This window comes from Nocardiopsis dassonvillei (assembly GCF_964273065.1).
Taxonomy (GTDB): domain Bacteria; phylum Actinomycetota; class Actinomycetes; order Streptosporangiales; family Streptosporangiaceae; genus Nocardiopsis; species Nocardiopsis dassonvillei_B.
This window is the reverse complement of record NZ_OZ186815.1, coordinates 2,366,147-2,385,239: the sequence shown is the minus strand read 5'-3', so window position 1 is coordinate 2,385,239 and position 19,093 is coordinate 2,366,147. Positions and strand designations below refer to the sequence as shown.

The window sequence follows — 19,093 nt, the reverse complement described above, 5'->3', positions numbered from 1 at the left end:
CCGGATCAGGAGGTGTTCTCGAACCGGTACCCCCGGCCCGCCTCCGTGATGAGGTAGCGGGGACGGCCCGGATCGGGTTCCAGCTTGCGGCGCAGCTGCGCCATGTACACCCGCAGGTAGTTGGTCTCGCTCTGGTAGGCGGGACCCCACACGTCGTGCAGCAGGCGGCGCTGGCTCACCAGCTGCCCGGCGTTGCGGGCCAGGATCTCCAGGATGTGCCACTCGGTGGGCGTGAGCCGCACCTCCTCGCCGCCGCGCACCACCCGCTTGGCGCCCAGGTCCACGCTGAAGGAGTCGGTGCGGACCACCGGCGCCTCCTCCGCGCGCACCGACCGCCGCTCGGCCGCCCGCATCCGGGCCAGCAGCTCGTCCATCCCGAACGGCTTGGTGACGTAGTCGTCGGCGCCCGAGTCCAGGCAGCGCACCTTCTCCCCGGCCGAGTGCCGCGCGGACAGCACGATGATCGGCACCTGGGACCAGCCGCGCAGCCGCCGGATGACCTCCAGGCCCTCCATGTCGGGCAGGCCCAGGTCGAGCAGCACCACGTCCGGGGGGCGCTCGGCGGCCAGCCGCAGCGCCCCGGCGCCGTCGGCGGCGGTGTCCACGTCGTGCCCGCGCGCCCGCAGGTTGATCGTCATGGCCCGGATGATCTGGATGTCGTCGTCAACGACCAGGACCCGCATCGGTCCCCCTCGCGCTCTCGTCGTCCGTGCCGTCGATGCCGGTCGCGGCCTCCTCGCCGCCCGGCTCCACCGCCCTCAGGGTGAACACCATCGTCAGTCCGCCGCCGGGGGTGTCCTCGGGGGCGAGGGAGCCGTGCATCGCCTCAACGAAACCACGGGCGACGGCCAGCCCCAGCCCCACCCCCGTGCCCTGCGGGGCGTCCCCCAGGCGCTGGAACGCCTCGAACATCCGCTGCTTGCCCTCGTCGGAGACGCCGGGCCCGCGGTCCACCACCCGCAGCTGCACGCTGGGGCCGTGGGCGCTGGCCGCCACCAGCACCGGGACGCGCGGGTCGGGGTTGTGGCGCACCGCGTTGGCGACGACGTTGGCGACCGCCCGCTCCAGCAGCCCGGCGTCGGCCACCACCCGGGGCAGGCAGTCGGGGACGTCGACGGTCACGGCGCCGTGCGGCAGCCCCAGCAGGGTGATCGGGACGACCTCCTCCAGGCCCACCGGACCCAGCTTGGGCCGCACGCTGTCGGTGTGCACCCGGCTCATGTCGAGCAGGTTGTCGATGAGGCGGTTGAGCCGGTCGGTCGACTCCTCCACCGTCTCCAGCAGCGCCTCCCGGTCCTCCTCGGCCAGGGAGATGTCGGTGGCGCGCAGGCTCGACAGGCTCGCCTTGATCGAGGTGAGCGGGGTGCGCAGGTCGTGCGAGACCGCGGCGAGCAGGGCGGTGCGGATCTTGTTGCCCGCCGCCTGGCGCCGGGCCTCGGCCGCGTCCCACTCCAGCCGCTGGTGCTCCAGTGCGATCCCGATGTGAGCCGCGAACGCCCGCAGCACCCCCCGGTCGGCGGCGGGCAGCACCCGCCCGCGCAGCGCCAGTGCCAGGTTGTCGGAGATCGACACCAGCACGTCCGCCTCCTCCGGGGAGTCGGCGGCCGGGGAGCCGACGCTGTGCACCGGCCGCCACCGCTCGCCGTCCAGCGGGCCGCCCTCGTCCTCGCCGCCCCCGCCCTCGGGAGAGGTGTCCACCCGCTCCAGCAGGGTCGCCGACCGCTGCCCGAAGGTCTCCCGGATGCGCCGCAGCAGCGCGTGCAGGGGCTCGTGTCCGGACAGCACGCTGCCGGCCAGCAGGGTCACCGCGTCGGCCTCGGCCCTGGCCCGGGCCGCCTGCGCCGAACGGCGGGCCGCCATCTCCACCACGATCGCCACCAGCGTGCCGACCAGGGTGAACGCCACCAGCGCCAGCATGTTGTCCACCGACACCGGAGGACGTCCGTGCAGCGGTGACAGCAGGGCGGTGAGCAGGAGCGCGCTCCACAGCGCCGACACCAGCGCCGGGCGCAGGCCGCCGACCGCCGCCGTGGACACGGTGATGAGCAGCAGGAGCATGGCGTCGGAGGCCGGGCCGCTGTCGGAGAACGGCGGCAGCGCCAGCACCAGGGACATCAGGGTGGGCGCCAGCAGCGCCAGCGACCAGCCCGCCAGCCTGCGGTGCTCGCCCAGCCCCCGGCCCGGCGGCGGCAGCGGCCAGCGGCCGCTGCCCACCTCCTCGTGGGTGACGATGTGCACGTCGATGTCACCGGACTCGCGGGCGACGATCGCGCCCACACCCGGTCCGAACATGTACTGCCAGGCGCGCCGCCGCGACGAGCCCAGCACGATCTGGGTGGCGTGCACCCCCCGGGCGAACTCCAGCAGCCCCGTGGGCACGTCGTTGGCCACCACCTGGTGGTAGGTGCCGCCCAGTTCGGCGAGCAGCCGCCGCTGGCGCAGCAGGTCGTCTCCGGGCGCCCGGGCGATCCCCTGCGGCGGCACGACGTGCACGGCCAGCAGGTGGCTGGGCTGGGGGTGCCCGCCCCGGGAGCGGGCGGCGACCCGGGCCGCCCGGCGGATCAGCGTCTCGCCCTCGGGCCCGCCGGTCAGCGCGACCACGACCCGCTCGCGCGCCTCCCAGGTGCGGCGGATCTCGTGCTCGCCCCGGTACCGGGCCAGCCCCGCCTCCACCTGGTCCGCGGTCCACAGCAGCGCCAGCTCGCGCAGAGCGGCCAGGTTGCCCTCGCGGTAGTAGTCGGACAGCGCGGCGTCCACCCGCTCGGCCGGGTGGATGTCGCCGTGTGCCATGCGGCGGCGCAGCTCCTGGGGGGTGACGTCGACCAGTTCCACCTCGGCGGCCCGGCGCACCACGTGGTCGGGGACGGTGCGGTCGGGGCGGACACCGGTGATCTGGTGGACGACGTCGTTGAGCGACTCCAGGTGGTGGATGCCCACGGTGGAGAGCACGTCGATCCCGGCCTCCAGCAGTTCCTCGACGTCCTGCCAGCGGGTCGGGTTGGGGGAGCCGGGCGGGTTGGGCCGCGCCAGGTCGTCCACCACGGCCAGCCGGGGCGTGCGGGATATCACAGCCGCCGTGTCGACCGATCCCGACGGGTGGAGCGGCACCGACTCCAGCCGGGAGAGCAGCGCCGCCGTGCGCTCCCGCCGGTGCGTGTCGACCGCCGTGACCACCACGGACACGCCGTCCTCGGCCCGGTGGCAGGCCTCGGCCAGGGCACTGTGCGTCGTGCCGACCCCGGGGGCCGAACCCAGGTAGATGCGGAGTTTTCCTCGTCCCACGGCATCCATTGTCGGGCCCCCGCACCGCTGCGTGGCCGGTTCCGGCCGGAAAGCGGGGCCCCGCGGAGCCGGGGCGGGCGGGCGATCCGTGAAAACCTGTGACAGCGCTCCGCGCACCGCGCGGAACGCCGTGTCATGAAGGGCGCGTCCCGTGCGCCCGCTCCCCCGAACACAGTGCTTTGGAGTTCCCCTCGATGTCGGTTCAGCCGCCCCACGGCTTCCCGGACCCGAACCAGGGCCACCACCCCCGGCAGGGCGGTCCTGTCGGCCCCCACGGCCCCGTGCCGCCGGGACACCCCCATCAGCCGCCGCAGGGCGGGTTCCCGCCTCCCGGCGGCCCCGGGTTCCCGGGTGCCCCCGGCCACCCCGGCGGTCCGCAGGGGCCCCTCCCTCCCGGCGGCCCCCACCCCCAGGGCGGGTACCCGGGCGCACCCGCGCCCCGGCCCGGGCGCACCGGGCTGGTCGTCGGCGGAGCCGTGGCCGGCGCGGTGGTGCTCCTCGTCGGTGTCGGCGCGGCCGTCGTCGTCAACATGCCGAGGGAGTACGTCTCCTTCCCCGGGTGCGACGAGGTCTTCGACCCGGTGACCTTCGAGAACGCGGCGGAGGTCACCGGACTGACGGTCTCCGGCGAGTTCACCGAGGGCGAGGGCGAGGACCACGGCGGCCTCCGGTGCGAGATCGTCTCGGACCACGGCGACGAGGGCTTCGGCGGCTTCAGCGTCCTGGTGGAGGCGCTCGACCCCGAGGGCGAGCAGTGGCAGGAGTCGTTCGACGAGATCGAGAAGATCCGCGAGGAGGTCCCGCAGCAGCTGTCCCAGGGTGAGCGGGGCGCGCTGACCATCGACGGCGAGACGTCCGAGGACGCCATGTGGCGGACCAGCTCCGCCGGCGACACCGGCGTCGTGCTCGGGTTCGCCGACGAATCGGAGTTCTTCTCCTTCGCCATGGCCTCGAACATCTTCATCGTCGACAACCTGGGGGTGAACGTCATCTACGGGTTCGAGCCCGGGGAAGCCGAACTGGAGGAGGCGGTGGACATGGTCCGCTCCCTGGGCGGCGACGTCGAGAGCGCGCTGCGCCGCGCCGGCGAGACCGCCTGAGCCCGGCCTCTCCGGGCGGCATCCGCTCCGCCGGGGGAGGCCGTGCCGCCGGGGAGCGGGACCTCCCGCGCCCCGGCCGGGTGCCGGGGCGCGGGCCGGGGGTCAGTCCCGCGGGCCGGGGATGAGCTTGCCCGGGTTGAGCACGCCCTCCGGGTCCAGCGCCGCCTTCACCGCCCGCAGCACCTCCACGCCCAGCGGGCCGATCTCCGCGGCCATCCACGGCCGGTGGTCGGTGCCCACAGCGTGGTGGTGGGTGATGGTCCCGCCGTGGGCGACGATCGCGTCGGAGGCGGCGCGCTTGGCGCTCTCCCAGCGCGCCAGCGGGTCCTCGCCCGCGGCCGCCGCCACCGTGAAGTACAGGGAGGCCCCGGTCGGGTACGTGTGCGACACGTGGCACATCACCACGGCCCCGCCCGCGTCCCCCTCCAGCGCCTCCCTCAGGGCGCCGGTGACGGCGTCGTACAGCGGCAGCAGGGCGCTCCAGCCCGCCGCGGTCTCCAGGGTCTCGGCGAGGACGCCCGCCGACAGCAGGGTGTCCCGCAGGTAGGGGGAGGAGAACCGGTTCTCCCGCCAGTGGGCCACCGGGTCCGCGCCCAGCGGGGTCCCGCCCGCCCGGACCAGCACCTCGCGGACCGCGGCGGCGCGGGCGGCGACCTCGGCCGCGGTCCCCTCGAACCCGAGCACGGCCTGGCAGCCCGGGCGCGCCTCGCCCCCGCTGAGGGCGGCGCCCACGAACGTCTCCGACTCGTCCAGGATCCGCGCCATGGTGGGCCGGGTGTCGGACTGGGCCAGCGCGCGCAGGGCGTCCACCCCGGTGGCGAAGTCGGGGAACGACCACGCCTCGTCCAGGACGGTCTCGGGGACGGGCCGCACCCGGACCCCGACCTCGGTGATCACGCCCAGGGTGCCCTCCGAGCCGAGCAGCAGCCGGCGCAGGTCGGGCCCGGCCGCCGAGGCCGGAGCGCCGCCCGCCTCCAGGGTCCCGCGCGGTGTCGCCGCGCGCAGCGACACCACCATGTCCTCGAAACGGCCGTACCCGGAGGAGGCCTGTCCGCTGGAGCGGGTGGCGGCGTACCCGCCGATGGTGGCGTACTCGTGGCTCTGCGGCAGGTGGCCGAGCATGAGGCCGTGTTCGGCGAGCAGCGCCTCGGCCGCCGGGCCGCGCACGCCCGCGCCCAGGACGGCGGTCATCGAGGTGGCGTCCAGGGAGACCAGCCGGTCCAGGCGGCGCAGGTCCAGGGAGACGACGGCTCCGAAGCCGCCGCGCAGCGGGGTCAGTCCCCCCACCACGCTGGTGCCGCCGCCGAAGGGCACCACGGCGACGCGTTCCGCGGAGCAGACCTCCAGCAGCCGCTGGACCTCGTCGTGGTCGGCGGGGTACACGACCGCGTCGGGTGCGGGGTCGGCCCGGCCCGAGCGGCGCAGCAGCAGGTCGGGGGTGCTCTTGCCGCCCGCGTGGCGCAGCCGGGAGGCGTCGTCGGTGCGGACGTGGTCGGCGCCCGTGACGGCGGCCAGCGCGGCGAGTGCCCGGCCGGTGAGGGCGGAGGGGGGCAGCTCCACCGCCTCCTCGGCGACGGGGGGACGTTCGGTGAGCCGGGCGCCCAGTACCTGGGCGATGAGGTCGCGCAGACCGGGGTCCAGGTCCCTGGCCCTGGCGGGGTCGCCCCAGGCGAACCAGCTCATCTCGGGGGCGGTGCGGGGAGAGGTGTCGTCAGCCATGCTCTACAGTTTTACACATGGCGTCAAAACGTAACGTTGAAGACAGCATCCTCGACGCGGCGCGCGCCTGTGTCGTCGACTTCGGGGTGCGCCGCACCACGCTCACCGACGTCGCCCGCCGCGCCGGGGTCAGCCGCCCGACCGTCTACCGGCGCTGGCCCGACGTCACCGCGCTGGTCGCCGACCTGCTCACCCGCGAGCTGCGGCGGATCCTCCTGGACGAGGAGATGGCCGCCGAGCACGACCTGGCCGACGAGAGCGTCCGCGTGCGCCTGGTCCTGCACGTGGCCGGGGTGGCCCGGGCGATGCTGAACCACCCGCTCTTCACCCGGATCGTCGACACCGAGCCGGAGCTCCTGACCACCTACACCTTCCAGCGCCTGGGCACGAGCCACGGGGCCGCCCTGGAGGTCCTCGAACCCGTGGTCGCCCAGGGCCAGGCCGAGGGATCGATCCGCGCCGGGGACCCGGCGGTGCTGGCCCGCCTGGTCATGGTCACCGCGCAGAACACCGTCACCTCCCGCCACCTGTTCGCCGACCTCCTCGACCCGGAGGCCCTCGTCGACGAGCTGGCCACCCTCGTCGACGGCTACCTGGCCCCCTGACCGCGCGTCCGCCGCCCATATCACCCGGAAAGGACCGCTCCCATGAGCAGCACCACCTCCCTGAACGCCGCACGCCGGGCCGCCGACCTCGCCGCACTGGAGGCCGATCCGAACGTCGACGTCCTCGTCGTCGGCGGCGGGGTGACCGGCGCGGGCGTCGCCCTGGACGCCGTCTCGCGGGGACTGACCACCGTGCTCGCCGAACGCCACGACCTGGCCTTCGGCACCAGCCGGTGGAGCTCCAAACTGGTCCACGGCGGCCTGCGCTACCTCGCCAGGGGCCGGGTCGGGATCGCCTACGAGAGCGCCCGCGAGCGCGACGTCCTCATGCGGACCACCGCTCCCCACCTGATCCGCCCGCTGCCCATGGTCGTCCCCGTCCACCGGGACCTGGGCGGGCTGCCAGGGGGGCTGCTCGCCCGCGCCGGGATGGGCATGGGCGACGTGCTGCGCCGCCTGGCCGGGACCCCCGCGTCGCTGCTGCCCCGCCCCCGCCTGCTGGACGCCGCCCGCACGCGGCGGCTGCTGCCCGGGGTGGCGGCCGACGGACTGCTCGGCGGGGTGCTGTCCTTCGACGGCCAGCTCGTCGACGACGCACGCCTGGTGGTGGCCCTGGCCCGCACCGCCGCGGGCCTGGGCGCCCGGATCATCACCCGCTGCTCGGTCGACGGCATCACCGCCGACGGCGCGGTGCTGCGCGACGAGGAGACCGGACGGCCGCTGCCGCTGCGCCCGCGCGCCGTCGTCAACGCCGCCGGCGTCCACGCCGACCTGCTCGACCCCGGGGTCCGGCTCAGCCCCAGCCGGGGCAGCCACCTGGTACTCGACGGCGCCCTCCTGGGACACCCCCGGGTGGCCCTCACCGTCCCCGTGCAGGGCGCCCCGGGCCGGTTCGTGTTCGCCCTGCCCCAGCCGGACGGGCGGGTCTACCTCGGTCTCACCGACGAACCCGTCGCGGGGCCCGCACCACGGGTGCCCGAGGTCCCCGAGGAGGACGTCGACTTCCTGCTCCGCCAGGCCAACCGGGCGCTGCGGACGCCGATCCGCCGGGAGGACGTCCAGGGGGCGTTCGCCGGGCTGCGCCCGCTGCTGCACGGCGACGGGGACAGCGCGGACCTGTCCCGGGACCACTCGGTGACGGTCGCCCCCAACGGCACGGTCACCGTGGTGGGCGGCAAGCTCACCACCTACCGGGCGATGGCGGAGGAGGCTTTGGACGCCGCGGTGGCACGGCACCGGCTGCCCGCCGGCCCCTGCCGCACCCGCTCCCTGCCCCTGGTGGGGGCCGCCACCAGGGAGGAGCTGGACTCCCTGGACGCGCCGCGCCGCCTGGTCGCCCGCTACGGGACCGAGGCGCCCGCCGTGCTGGCCGAGGCCGACGGCGACCCGGCCCTGCTGGAGCCGGTCGCCGCGGGGGTCACCGGGGCGGAGCTGCGGTTCGGGGTGCGCCACGAGGGCGCCCTGGACGTGGACGACCTGCTGGAGCGGCGCACCCGGATCGCGCTGGTGGCGGCAGACGGGGAGGCCGCACGGGCCGCGGCCGAGGAGGCGCTGGCCGCGCGGGCCTGACCGGCCCCGGGCGGGGCGGGGGCGGCCACGGCGGTCCCGGGCCCCGGTTCCCGGGAGCACGGCGGAACGCGCCACACCGGCATCCCCTGTCCCAGGGGAGCCGGATCGCGTATGGTCATACCGGTCCCGCGCCGCCCGTCCCCCGCGGCGCCCCGGACACTCCCGCAGCCGCCCCCTCCCCCGGTTCGCCTGCCCACTGAGCCGCCCCGCCCAAGGAGTCAGCCATGCCCTCACTCGTTGCCGTGCCCGCCCTGGCCGAGGCCGGGGACACCGCCCTCGCCGGTGTCCCGGACGAGTACCGGCACTACTTCAACGGTCGTCCGCTGCCCTTCGTCAAACGCCACTGGGAGTTCCCGGGCCGGGCCGCGAGCATCCCGCTGGCGCGCGCGTTCCTGGACACCTGTGCGGCCGCCCGCGACAGCGACTTCCGCTACCTGTTCGCCCTGCTGGGCACGGAGCTGGCGACCAACGCGATCAAGCACAGCAGGTCGGGGGAGGAGGGGCAGACCTTCGTGCTGCGGGTGACGCGCACCCCCACCGGGCTGACCCTGGTGTGCCGCGACAACGGCACCCCCCACGACGGGCCCGCGGTCCCGGCGGCGCCCACCGCCGACCCGCTCACCGCGGAGAACGGCCGGGGCCTGGCGCTGGTCGACAGCTTCGCCACCACCTGGGGCGACAACGGCCACCCCAGCATCCGCAAGGTGTGGTTCCACCTCGCCTACGACATGACGGGCAGCTCCTGGCCCGCCGCCTGACCCCCGCGCGGCGCGATCCCCCGGCCCCGGCACCGACCGGGGCCTTGTCATGTCCCGCGGCGCCATGGGAGCATACCGGCCAGTACGTCGGATGTGATGCAGGTCACCGGAGGGCGCGATCCGGGGCGTCCGTCCGATGCCCCACCGCCGTACCGTCACCGAACGCGGTCCGTGAGCCCCGTCCACCGAGCCGCACCCCCGGCGGCCCGACCACGAGGAGCCCCCTTGGACTCCACCATCGCCACGATCGCGCTCCCCGCCGCGCTCGCCGTCATCATGCTGGGCCTGGGGCTGAGCCTCACCGTCCCCGACTTCACCCGGCTGGCCCGCATCCCCGGCACCGTCGCCCTCATCCTGGGCTGCCAGATCGTCCTGCTGCCGCTGGTCTGCTTCGGCCTGGTCCTGCTCTTCCGGCCGCCGCCCGCGCTCGCGGTCGGCATGATGCTGCTGGCCGCCTCTCCCGGAGGCACCACCGCCAGCCTGTTCAGCCACCTGTTCCGCGGGAACGTCGCCCTCAACATCTCGCTGACGGCGCTCAACTCCCTCACCGCGCTGTTCTCGCTGCCCCTCATCACCAACCTGTCGCTGGCCTACTTCATGAGCGACGGGGGCACCCTGGGCCTGCAGCTCGACAAGGTCCTCCAGGTCTTCGCGATCATCCTCATCCCCGTCGGCATCGGCATGCTCGTACGGGCCCGGGCCGAGTCGGTCGCGCGGGTCCTGGAGAAGCCGGTCAAGATCGCCTCGGTGTTCGTGCTGCTGGGCGTCGTCGCCGTGGCCATCTACCAGGAGCGGGAGAACATCGGCGACTACATCGTCGCGGTGGGGCTCATGGTGCTGCTGTTCAACATCGCCAGCCTCACCATCGGCTACTGGGCGCCGCGGCTGGTCGGCACCGGCCGCCCCGAGTCCATCGCCTCCTGCATGGAGATCGGCCTGCACAACACCACGCTGTCCCTGGCCATCGCCCTCAGTCCGGCACTGCTCGACAGCAGCGAGATCGCCGTCCCCTCCGCGGTCTACGGCGTGCTGATGTTCTTCACCGCAGCGGCCACCGGCGCCCTGCTGGCCCGGCGTGCGGCCCGCGAGGACACCGCCGCGGCCGAGCGGAACCCCGCCTGACGGGAGCCGCCGGACCGATGGGACCCGGTGCCGCGGCCTCCTGCGGACGGGCGCCGCCCCGCCGGAGGCCGGCCCCCGGAGCCGGACCGCACCCGGGCCGGTCGGCCGGAGGCCGGGCCCCGGGGCGTCCCGCCCGTTCCGGAGGCCCGGCCGCCGGAACGGGTCAGTACCCGGTCGACCCGTCGGTGCGCTCGCGCAGCAGGTCGGCGTACCCGTTGTGGCGGGCGTACTCCGCGATCATCTCGACCAGGACGACCCTCAACCGGGTGGGCCCGCCCACGGAGCCGTCCGCCCCCAGCGCGTCCAGGGGGAGGCCGCCGTGACCCGCCGGGCGTGCGCCACCTCCTCCCGCCAGCGGTCCAGCGCCTGGGCGGGATCGCCGGCCAGGTCGTCGAAGTCCTGGTCGGGGTCGTCGCCGGAGTAGTACAGCAGGGGCGGCTCCTCGCCCGCGAAGCGGATCCGGAACCACCACCGCTCCCCTCCCGCCGTGTGGCGGATCAGCCCGTGCAGGGACAGTGAGGACGGCGGGACGGCCCGCAGGGACAGCCGTTCGGCGCTCAGGCCCGCGCACTTGGCCTCGAAGGTGGCCCGGTGCCAGTCCAGATGGGCGGTGAGCACCTCCCGTTCGTCCCCGGACACGGGCAGGGGGGAGCGTTCGGCGGACACGGGCCGCGAGAGGTTCTCGGGCGGGAGGTGCTTCATGGCGCCGGCCTCTCTCCGCCCGCCGACATTCCGGGGGACCGGCGACCGCTTACGGGTGCCCGCTGTAGTGTCCGCTGTGCTTCACATGCCCCAGACTGTCGGGTGAACGACGGAGCGGACGAAGGAGAACGGCGTATGGGTGCGACGTGGGCGGCCATCGGGAGGGCCGCCGGGTACCTGCTGGTGACACTGGGAGCGGCCCTGGTCTCCCTGCTCATGCTGCCGCTGACCGCGGTCGTGGTGCTGACCGTCCCCGTCGGCGGGCTGGGCCTGGTGCTGCTGCCCCGCTGGGTGCTGTCGGTGGACCGGTGGGCCCGGTGGCACCGGACGCGGGCCGCCGTGCTGCTGGGCGCCCCCGTGCCCGAGGCTCCCGCGCCCGAGACGGAGCCGCGCAGACTCCTGCGCGCCCCCTCCACCCTGCGGCTGGCCCGCTGGCTGCCGTTCGCGGCCCTGGCGGGCATCCCCGCCGGGCTGCTGGGCCTGGCCGCCGTGCTGATGGCGCCCTCCGCCCTGCAGTTCCCCTTCTGGTGGGCCCTGCCGGGGGAGACGACGTTCCTGTGGCTGAGGGTGGCCGACCCGGTCACGGCCGCGTGCGCCACCGCCGGGCAGCTCACCGCCGGACTGGTCCTGCTGCGCTGGGCGGCGGTCCCCACCGCCCGCGTCCACGCCCGGCTCACCCTGGCCCGGCTGACGCCCTCGCGCGCCGAGCTGCTCGCCGCCCGCGTCGACGAGCTGAGCCGCACCCGCGCCGACGTGGTGGACTCCCACGGCGCCGAACTGCGCCGCATCGAACGCGACCTGCACGACGGCACCCAGGCCCGCCTGGTGGCCATCGCCATGCAGCTGGGCGTGGCCAAGGAGGCACTGGCCGGACACCCCGAGGCCGTCGCGATCATCGAGCGGGCGCACGAGGGCACCGAGGAGGCGATGACCGAGCTGCGCGAGCTGATCCGCGGCATCCACCCGCCGGTGCTCGCCGACCGGGGCCTGGTCGGCGCCCTGGACTCCCTGGCCGGGCGCACCTCCGTCCCGGTCCGCCTCGACACCGCCGACCCCGGGCGCCTCCCGGTGGCGGTGGAGACCGCCGCCTACTTCGTGGTCACCGAGGCGGTGACCAACGCCGTCCGCCACGGTTCGCCGACCGCCGTGGACGTCTCCCTGGCCCGGGACGGCGACGTGCTGCGCCTGCGGGTGGCCGACGACGGTCCCGGCGGGGTGGACGAGGAGCGCGGAACGGGCGTGCGGGGCATCCGCCACCGCGTGGCGGCGCTGGACGGGACCGTGCGCGTGTCGAGCCCGGCGGGCGGGCCGACCGTGGTCTCCGTGGAGCTGCCGTGCGGATCGTGATCGCCGAGGACAACGTGCTGCTGTCGGCCGGACTGGAGGCGCTGCTGACCGCCAAGGGGTTCGAGGTGGCCGAGGTGGCGGGCGACGCCGGTGCCCTGACGGCCGCCGTGGACCGGCACCGGCCCGAGCTGGCCCTGGTGGACGTGCGCCTGCCGCCGGACTTCCGCGACGAGGGCCTGCGGGCGGCGATCGCGCTGCGCGCCCGCCACCGGGAGCTGGCGGTGCTGGTGCTGTCGCAGTACGTGGAGCGCCGGTACGCGGGCGAGCTGCTGGCCGACGGCCGGGGTGGTGTGGGCTACCTGCTCAAGGACCGTGTGGGCCGGGTCGGGGAGTTCGTGGACGCCCTGAACCGGGTGGCGGCCGGGGGCACGGTGATGGACCCGGAGGTCGTCGCCCAGCTGCTGGCCCGCCGCGACGGCGACCCCGTGGAGTCGCTGACCCGGCGCGAGCGCGAGGTCCTGGCCCTGATGGCCGAGGGGGCGGACAACCGCGAGATCGCCGAGCGGCTCGTGGTCGGTGACAACGCCGTGCACAAGCACATCGGAAACATCTTCGCGAAACTGGGCCTGGCCCCCGCCGACCCCGGACACCGCCGGGTCCGCGCCGTGCTCGCCTACCTGGACGGCGCGGACGGGCGGCGCTGACCGGTTCCGGCCCGCGGACGACCGGCTCCGGCCGAAGCCGGTCCTACGCGGACCGCGCGGGGTATCTTCGTTCCTTTCAGCGGGAAGGAGAACCCCGACGGAGTCGTTCCACGTGCCGGAAGGAGAGGTCGAGTGCCCTCCCGGAACCGCATACCCCTGACGCGCACCGTCCCCGGCGTCTACGTGCGCACCATCCGCCACACCTGCGCGGGCGGCCACTTCGCCGCGGCCTGGGCGGAGGCCGAACCGCTGCCCGCCGGGACGCCCGACGGCTTCTCGTTCGTCGACGCGGTGCCGCCGCGCGGCCCGCGGGGCGAGCGGCTGCCGACGGAGCTGGCCGACGCCTTCGCGGACGGCGCCAGGAGGTACTGGACGCCCCACGAGGACGAGGACGAGGACGACGAGGGCGGGCCGCCCCCGCTGGCCGCCCTGGTGCGGCTGGTGGACGCCCGCTGGCACGGGGAGGACTCCACCCCGGCCACCTTCCGGCTGGCCGGTTCCATGGCCGCACGGGAGATCTCCCGCTGCGCCCAGGAGGGCGGCCTCCCGCGGCCGGTGCTGCGCAGCCGCCGGGAACCCTACCTCCCCTGGGAGCGGGGGCTGACCGTCTCGGGCGGCGACTGACCGCGCGCCCGGCCGGGCGGACCCCGCTCCGGGGCGCCCGGAGCGGAGCGGGCCGCGACGGCCTCCGGGCCCTCACCCGTCGGAGTCGTCCCCGTCCCTGCCCTTGTCGTCAGCGGTGAGGGAGTCCACCGCCACCGCGACACCGAGCACCAGCACCGGGTCCCCGCCGAGGTCGGAGCGGTGGGTGTTGACGTCCACCACGTAGGTGTCGCGGATGCGCAGCAGCTTGCGGGAGATGTGCGCGACGGTGCCGTGCTCGTCGGAGACCACGTACTCCTTGCCCAGGAAGTCGCCGGTCACCTCCCAGTTCGGAGCGCCCTCGACCTCGACCACGAGCTTCTCCCGGAGCGGGTCGACGAGGCGCTCGCGCACCGTGGCCACGGTCTTCCCGTCCCGCTCGATGCGCATCTGGTCGCGCACCTTGAAGAGCTTGCGGCGGATGGTGGCGAGCACGTTGCCCCTCGGGTCCTCGAGGTGGAACGTGGCGCGGATGCGCAGGGCCTTGCCGTCGATGTGGTAGACCTTCTCGCCGTCCTCGGTGGTCACCCAGGAGTCGTCGCCGATGTCGAAGAAGCGTTCGCGTACCAGGAATTTCATGACCTCAACCTAGAGGGCGCGTCCGCGGCGCACCAGGGGGAGGGCGGCCCTGTGGACAACGGGTCCCGGGGGCCGCGGATCAGGGGAGGGGACGGGGTTCCAGCGCGCGCAGGGCCTCCACCAGCGGGGCCAGCTCGGGGGTGTCCCCGGCCTCGGCCAGGGCCTCGCGCAGTACCCGGTCGTGGGTGGGCCGGGCTCGCTCCAGCAGCTCCAGCCCGGCCGGGGTGAGCTCGGTGTAGATGCCCCGGCGGTCGTCCGCGCACAGCACCCGGGTGAGCAGGCCGCGGTCCTCCAGGCGGGTGACCAGGCGGGTGGTGGCGCTGTTGGACAGCGCCGCGGCCCGGGCCAGCTGGCGCATCCGCATGTGCCAGCCGTCCTGGCGGTTCAGGGCGTCCAGGACGGTGTACTCGACGACCGAGAGCCCGTGCTCCCCCTGGAGCGCCCGCTCCAGGGCGGCCTCGATGAGGGCGTGCACGGCGGCGAGGGTCCGCCAGCCGTGGGCTCGGACCTCGACGGCGTCGTCGGCGATGCCCATGTCAAGCCTCCCGGTGTCAGAGGCCACAGACTACCAGCTTGCGCAGGTAGGAGGCGCGTGCAACTATTTTCGTTGCGTGTGCAACTAGTGCAGGCGCAACGGAACATCGCCTCTCCGGGAGCACTCCTCATGCCGCTCGCGCTCTACGCCCTCGCCCTCGGGGGTTTCGGCATCGGCCTCACCGAATTCGTCATCATGGGCCTGCTGCCCGAGGTCGGCGCAGACCTCGGCGTCACGCCCACCGTCGCCGGATACCTGATCTCGGGCTACGCCCTCGCCGTCGCGGTCGGCGGCATCGGGCTGACCGCGCTGCTCCACCGCGTCGACCGCAAACGCGCCCTGCTGGTGCTCATGGTCCTGTTCGTCGCGGGGAACGCCGTCTCCGCCCTGGCCCCCGGCTACGGCGCCATGATGCTCGGACGCGTCATCGCCGCCCTGTGCCACGGCGCCTTCTTCGGGATCGGCGCGGTACTGGCCGCCCGCGTCGTCCCGCCCGGCCGCGGGGCCGCCGCCGTCTCGGTCATGTTCGCCGGGCTGACCACCGCCAACGTCCTGGGAGTCCCCTTCGGCACCTTCCTCGGCCAGGCGGCCGGATGGCGCTCCGCCTTCTGGGCCATCACCGCCATCGGCGTCGTCGCCTTCGCGGCGATCCTCGCCCTGGTGCCCGCCGTCCGCGAGGAGTCCGGGCGGGGCGGCCTGCGCGCCGAGTTCTCGGCCTTCCGCAGCGCACAGGTGTGGCTGTCCCTGGCCGTCACCGTACTCGGCTTCGGAGGCATGTTCGGGGGCTTCACCTACATCGCGTTCACCCTCACCGAGGTGAGCGGGTTCGCCGCCGGGGCCGTGCCGTGGCTGCTCGTGCTGTTCGGCACCGGACTGTTCGCCGGGAACCTCCTGGGCGGCCGGGCCGCCGACCGCGACCCGGGCCGTACCCTGGTGGCGCTGCTCGCGGCGCTCACCGCGGTCCTCGCCGTGTTCGCACTGGTCGCGCACATCCCGTGGGCCGCCGTGGCCGCCCTGCTGCTCATGGGGGGCGTGGGGTTCGCCACCGTCCCCGGGCTCCAGACGCGCGTCATGGGGTTCGCCTCCACCGCGCCCACGCTCGCCTCCAGCGCCAACATCGCCGCCTTCAACGTGGGCAACGCGCTCGGCGCCTGGGCCGGGGGACTGGGCCTGGCCGCCGGACTCGGGTACACCTCGCCGCTGTGGACCGGGGCGTTCATCACCCTGGCCGGCCTCGCCGTCATGGTCGCCGCCACCCGGCTGCCCGGCGGAGAACACGCCCGCCCGCCGGTGCGACCGCACACCGAAAGTCACCCTGAGGGGGCACGATAGGAGCGCACCCCCGAACGGAAGGGCACACATGAGCTGGCACACCCGCCCCATGGCCGCGCTGGACTTCGAGTCCACCGGCCTGGACGTCTCCAGCGACCGGATCGTCACCGCCGCGCTGTGGCGCGTCGACCCGGCCGCCGGTACCAAGGAGAAGCTGTCCTGGCTGGCGGACCCGGGTGTGGAGATCCCCGAGGAGGCGACCGCCATCCACGGCATCACCACGGAGCACGCCCGCCAGAACGGGCGCCCGGCGGTGGACGTGGTCACCGAGATCGCCGCCGCACTGGAGAAGGTCCGCGCAGACGGGCTGCCGGTGGTCGTCTACAACGCCCCCTACGACCTGGGGCTGCTCTCCGCGGAGCTGGAGCGCCACGGCCTGGCCTCCGGCTTCCTCCGGGACCTGCGGGTGATCGACCCCCTGGTGCTCGACAAGCACACCGACCCCTACCGCAGGGGCGGCCGCAAGCTCACCGACGTGTGCGCCCACCACGGGGTGCCCCTGGACGAGAGCCAGGCGCACGGGGCCGCCGCCGACGCGCTGGCCGCCGCGCGGCTGGCCTGGCGGCTGGGGGCCACCCACGAGGAGCTCGCGGCCATGGACCCGGACGGACTGCACGCCGCCCAGGTGGGCTGGAAGGCCGAGCAGGCCGCTTCCTTCCAGGCCTACCTGCGGCGCGGCCGCGACCCGCAGGCGGTCATCGACGGGAGCTGGCCCCTGGCCTCGGTCTGAGCGGACGCGCGGCGGCGGGGGAGGTCCCGCCGCCCTCAGCCTTCACCGGCCCGGAACGCCGGCAGGTGCGTGTACGCGTAGCGGATGTGCTCCTCCACCAGGTCCGCCGCCAGAGCTCCACGGCGAGCCCGGACGGCCTCCATCACGCCCCGGTGGTGGCCGCGCAGCACCTCTGACACCGCCGGCCAGTCGGAGGCGCTGCGGAACCCCTCCAGCACCTGCTGCTTCATCGACTCGCGGATGGCGATCGTCATGTCCGCGACCAGCCGGTTCCCGGCGGCCTCGGCGATCGCCACGTGGAAGCGGGTGTCGAACTCGTTGAACTCCTCGCGGCCGAGCCCCGGGGCGTCCATGGCGTCCACCAGGGAGCGCATCAGCGCCAGGTCCTCGGCGGAGGCCTCGCGCGCCGCCAGCGAGGCGCTGGTGCGCTCGAGCATCACCCGCGCCTCGACGACGTCGACCATCGGGAAGCTCGTCAGCGCCACGTGCAGCCGCAGCATGCGGGTGAGCGCGCCGCTGGTCATCGCGGTGACCACGGTGCCCGCGCCCTTGCCCGAACCGACCGACGAGCTGACGACCCCGTGCGCCTCCAGGGTCCGGATCGCCTCGCGCACGGCGGCGCGGCTGACCTCCAGCCAGGAGGCGAGCTCGCGCTCGGGGGGCAGGTGGTCGCCGACCCGGAGGGACCCGTTGACGATCTGCTCCTCGATGCGGTCGACCACGAGCTCGTAGGCCCGGCTGCGGGACACCGGCCGCCAGGCCGGTTCCGACCGGGTGACGTCGCCCGTACTCGCCTCGTTCACGCCAGAAGCCCTCCGCTTTCCCCTCGTCGCGTCGCGGTGCCCGTCATCCTACGGTCCCCCCTTCCCCGGCGGGGCTGTCGGTCGGGGGAGGGTCCGGGCGGCTCCGCCCGGGGCGGAAGCCTGATGACGTCACATGACGTCATGCATATCCCCAGTTCAAGGCATTATTGAGCTCCCTGTTCTCTCTGTATGCATAAAATTGGCTTCCTTTGACGTCATACCCTGTGTCATAGTGACGTCACCTGATCGCCCGGGGGCGCCCCGCCCCCACCGCAGGCAAGGAGACCGAGCGATGACCCGCACCCCCGCCCCGGCCGCACCCGGAGGCCGTTCACCGGCCCCCGACATGGCCCGGGGACTGATGCTGCTCGCGATAGCCCTGGCGCACGTCCCCGCCTTCCTCACCCACTGGGGCACGGGCCCGCTCGACCGTGCGGCCCTGTTCCTGGGGACCCTCCTGTTCCAGGAGCAGGCCCGCGTGATGTTCGTGTTCCTCTTCGGCTACGGGATCGGGCAGCTGCTGCGCCGCGAGACCGAGCGGGGACGGGACTGGCCCGACCTGCGCTCCCTCCTGCACCGCCGGGGACTGGTCCTGGTCGCCCTCGGGTTCCTGCACTCGACCCTGCTCGTACCGCTCGACATCGTCGCCGTGTACGGCACGGCCCTGCTCGTGGCGGCCCCGCTGGCCCGCGCCCGCACCTCGACCCTGGCGTGGGTCGGCGGCGCGTGCCTGCCGCCGGGCGTCCTGATCGTCTCGGTCGGCACGGCCGAGATGCACCGCACGGGCATCTCCCCCACCATCACCCACCTCATGGGCGCCGACCCGGTCGCCCACGTGGTCGGCAACTTCTCCTGGCTCTGGCCGCTGGAGACCCTGGCCTCGGTGCCGAGCGTGCTCCCGGCCATGGCCCTGGGCGTCGCCGCGTCCCGCATGCGGATCCTGGAGGACCCCGCGCGCCACCGGCGCCTCCTGGCCCGGTCCGCCGCGGTCCTGGCCGCCGTGGCCGCAGCCGGCCGCCTGCCCCACACGCTCCTGGCCACCGGGGCCTGGCAGACCGACGCACCGGCGCTGCTCCACACGGCCGCCGCGCTGCACGTCCTCACCGGCCACGCCGGGGGCATCGCGGCGGCGGCACTCGTCGCCCTCCTCGTGCGCCCGGCCGCCGGGCCGTGGGCGACGGCCGTCATGGCCCTGGGACGCAGGTCGCTGACCTTCTACCTGTTCCAGTCGGTGGCGTTCCTCGCGCTCTTCTACCCGTTCACGCTGGACCTGTCCGGAGGGACGGGCCTGGCCGCGGGCATGGGCGCGGCCGTCGGTATCTGGGCGGTCTCGCTCGCCCTGGCCGAGTGGATGCGCCGCACCGACCGCAGGGGGCCGGCCGAGGCCCTGCTGCGCCGCCTGGCGGACCGCCCCCGCCGCACCCGCGCCGGGACGCGCTGACGCTCCGGCGCCGCGCCGGCGGCGACCCGCCCCGGGGAACACGAAAGGCGCCCCGTAGGACGCCTTCTCGCCTGGTCAGCGGGGTGAACCCGCCGTTCCGTCTTCTGTGCCCCCTGCAGGATTCGAACCTGCGCACACGGCTCCGGAGGCCGTTGCTCTATCCCCTGAGCTAAGGGGGCTGGC

At 74.8% G+C, this 19,093-nt stretch carries 19 protein-coding genes and 1 tRNA gene; 11 read left to right on the top strand and 9 right to left on the bottom strand.

Annotated elements, in window-relative coordinates; translation table 11 throughout:
- Positions 1–5: 5 nt before the first annotated feature.
- Together ACSUPR_RS10545 and ACSUPR_RS10540 are read right to left on the bottom strand one after the other, a co-directional pair.
- Positions 6–683, bottom strand: a complete 678-nt coding sequence (locus ACSUPR_RS10545) for a response regulator (RefSeq protein WP_436890965.1) — start codon at positions 681–683, stop codon at positions 6–8.
- The gene (locus tag ACSUPR_RS10540; protein WP_436890964.1) at positions 664–3,291 is read right to left on the bottom strand and encodes an ATP-binding protein; all 2,628 of its coding nucleotides are present in this window, start codon (positions 3,289–3,291) and stop codon (positions 664–666) included. Before ACSUPR_RS10540 ends, ACSUPR_RS10545 begins: the two co-directional genes overlap by 20 nt.
- A gap of 467 nt (positions 3,292–3,758) precedes the next feature.
- Between ACSUPR_RS10540 and ACSUPR_RS10535 the strand changes: the two genes are divergently transcribed.
- Positions 3,759–4,382, top strand: coding sequence for a hypothetical protein (locus tag ACSUPR_RS10535; protein WP_436890963.1), 624 nt, complete (start codon positions 3,759–3,761; stop codon positions 4,380–4,382).
- A 102-nt stretch (positions 4,383–4,484) separates the two neighbouring features.
- Here the strand turns inward: ACSUPR_RS10535 and ACSUPR_RS10530 are convergent, their stop codons facing one another.
- Positions 4,485–6,101: an FAD-binding oxidoreductase gene (locus tag ACSUPR_RS10530; RefSeq protein WP_436890962.1), complete on the bottom strand. Its 1,617-nt coding sequence runs from the start codon at positions 6,099–6,101 to the stop codon at positions 4,485–4,487.
- Positions 6,102–6,118: 17 nt separating this feature from the next.
- Between ACSUPR_RS10530 and ACSUPR_RS10525 the strand changes: the two genes are divergently transcribed.
- The 4 genes from ACSUPR_RS10525 (at position 6,119) to ACSUPR_RS10510 (ending at position 10,155) form a co-directional block, all read left to right on the top strand.
- Positions 6,119–6,706 (top strand): TetR/AcrR family transcriptional regulator, encoded by a 588-nt coding sequence (locus ACSUPR_RS10525; RefSeq protein WP_436890961.1) that lies wholly within the window; start codon positions 6,119–6,121, stop codon positions 6,704–6,706.
- A 42-nt stretch (positions 6,707–6,748) separates the two neighbouring features.
- Positions 6,749–8,275 carry a glycerol-3-phosphate dehydrogenase/oxidase gene (locus ACSUPR_RS10520; protein ID WP_436890960.1) on the top strand — a complete coding sequence of 509 codons (1,527 nt, stop codon included), beginning with the start codon at positions 6,749–6,751 and terminating at the stop codon, positions 8,273–8,275.
- Positions 8,276–8,499: 224 nt separating this feature from the next.
- Positions 8,500–9,033: an ATP-binding protein gene (locus tag ACSUPR_RS10515; protein WP_436890959.1), complete on the top strand. Its 534-nt coding sequence runs from the start codon at positions 8,500–8,502 to the stop codon at positions 9,031–9,033.
- A gap of 225 nt (positions 9,034–9,258) precedes the next feature.
- Positions 9,259–10,155 carry a bile acid:sodium symporter family protein gene (locus ACSUPR_RS10510; RefSeq protein ID WP_436890958.1) on the top strand — a complete coding sequence of 299 codons (897 nt, stop codon included), beginning with the start codon at positions 9,259–9,261 and terminating at the stop codon, positions 10,153–10,155.
- Between the two features lie 163 nt (positions 10,156–10,318).
- On the opposite strand, the gene ACSUPR_RS10505 is transcribed toward ACSUPR_RS10510, so the two are convergent.
- Positions 10,319–10,435: a mycothiol transferase gene (locus ACSUPR_RS10505; RefSeq protein WP_436890957.1), complete on the bottom strand. Its 117-nt coding sequence runs from the start codon at positions 10,433–10,435 to the stop codon at positions 10,319–10,321.
- Positions 10,414–10,857 (bottom strand): mycothiol transferase, encoded by a 444-nt coding sequence (locus ACSUPR_RS10500; RefSeq protein WP_436890956.1) that lies wholly within the window; start codon positions 10,855–10,857, stop codon positions 10,414–10,416. Before ACSUPR_RS10500 ends, ACSUPR_RS10505 begins: the two co-directional genes overlap by 22 nt.
- Before the next feature lie 135 nt (positions 10,858–10,992).
- Between ACSUPR_RS10500 and ACSUPR_RS10495 the strand changes: the two genes are divergently transcribed.
- From ACSUPR_RS10495 to ACSUPR_RS10485, 3 genes are all read left to right on the top strand, one after another.
- A complete protein-coding gene (locus ACSUPR_RS10495) occupies positions 10,993–12,204 on the top strand; it encodes a histidine kinase (protein ID WP_436890955.1) in 1,212 nt (403 codons plus the stop codon).
- Positions 12,192–12,848, top strand: a complete 657-nt coding sequence (locus tag ACSUPR_RS10490; protein WP_436890954.1) for a LuxR C-terminal-related transcriptional regulator — start codon at positions 12,192–12,194, stop codon at positions 12,846–12,848. The genes ACSUPR_RS10495 and ACSUPR_RS10490 overlap by 13 nt, the downstream gene beginning before the upstream one ends.
- A 132-nt stretch (positions 12,849–12,980) precedes the next feature.
- Positions 12,981–13,472 (top strand): hypothetical protein, encoded by a 492-nt coding sequence (locus tag ACSUPR_RS10485; RefSeq protein ID WP_436890953.1) that lies wholly within the window; start codon positions 12,981–12,983, stop codon positions 13,470–13,472.
- Positions 13,473–13,544: 72 nt separating this feature from the next.
- Here the strand turns inward: ACSUPR_RS10485 and ACSUPR_RS10480 are convergent, their stop codons facing one another.
- Together ACSUPR_RS10480 and ACSUPR_RS10475 are read right to left on the bottom strand one after the other, a co-directional pair.
- The gene (locus ACSUPR_RS10480) at positions 13,545–14,069 is read right to left on the bottom strand and encodes an LURP-one-related/scramblase family protein (protein WP_436890952.1); all 525 of its coding nucleotides are present in this window, start codon (positions 14,067–14,069) and stop codon (positions 13,545–13,547) included.
- 79 nt (positions 14,070–14,148) lie between these two features.
- Positions 14,149–14,604, bottom strand: coding sequence for a MarR family winged helix-turn-helix transcriptional regulator (locus ACSUPR_RS10475; protein ID WP_436890951.1), 456 nt, complete (start codon positions 14,602–14,604; stop codon positions 14,149–14,151).
- A gap of 129 nt (positions 14,605–14,733) precedes the next feature.
- Between ACSUPR_RS10475 and ACSUPR_RS10470 the strand changes: the two genes are divergently transcribed.
- Both ACSUPR_RS10470 and ACSUPR_RS10465 read left to right on the top strand, forming a co-directional pair.
- Positions 14,734–15,936 carry an MFS transporter gene (locus ACSUPR_RS10470; RefSeq protein WP_436890950.1) on the top strand — a complete coding sequence of 401 codons (1,203 nt, stop codon included), beginning with the start codon at positions 14,734–14,736 and terminating at the stop codon, positions 15,934–15,936.
- Positions 15,937–15,964: 28 nt separating this feature from the next.
- Positions 15,965–16,666, top strand: a complete 702-nt coding sequence (locus ACSUPR_RS10465; protein WP_436890949.1) for an exonuclease domain-containing protein — start codon at positions 15,965–15,967, stop codon at positions 16,664–16,666.
- 35 nt (positions 16,667–16,701) lie between these two features.
- On the opposite strand, the gene ACSUPR_RS10460 is transcribed toward ACSUPR_RS10465, so the two are convergent.
- Positions 16,702–17,469, bottom strand: coding sequence for a FadR/GntR family transcriptional regulator (locus ACSUPR_RS10460; protein ID WP_436890948.1), 768 nt, complete (start codon positions 17,467–17,469; stop codon positions 16,702–16,704).
- Between the two features lie 292 nt (positions 17,470–17,761).
- On the opposite strand from ACSUPR_RS10460, the gene ACSUPR_RS10455 reads away from it, so the two are divergent.
- Positions 17,762–18,910, top strand: a complete 1,149-nt coding sequence (locus ACSUPR_RS10455) for a DUF418 domain-containing protein (RefSeq protein ID WP_436890947.1) — start codon at positions 17,762–17,764, stop codon at positions 18,908–18,910.
- Positions 18,911–19,017: 107 nt separating this feature from the next.
- On the opposite strand, the gene ACSUPR_RS10450 is transcribed toward ACSUPR_RS10455, so the two are convergent.
- A tRNA-Arg gene (locus ACSUPR_RS10450) sits at positions 19,018–19,089 on the bottom strand.
- Between the last annotated feature and the right edge of the window lie 4 nt (positions 19,090–19,093).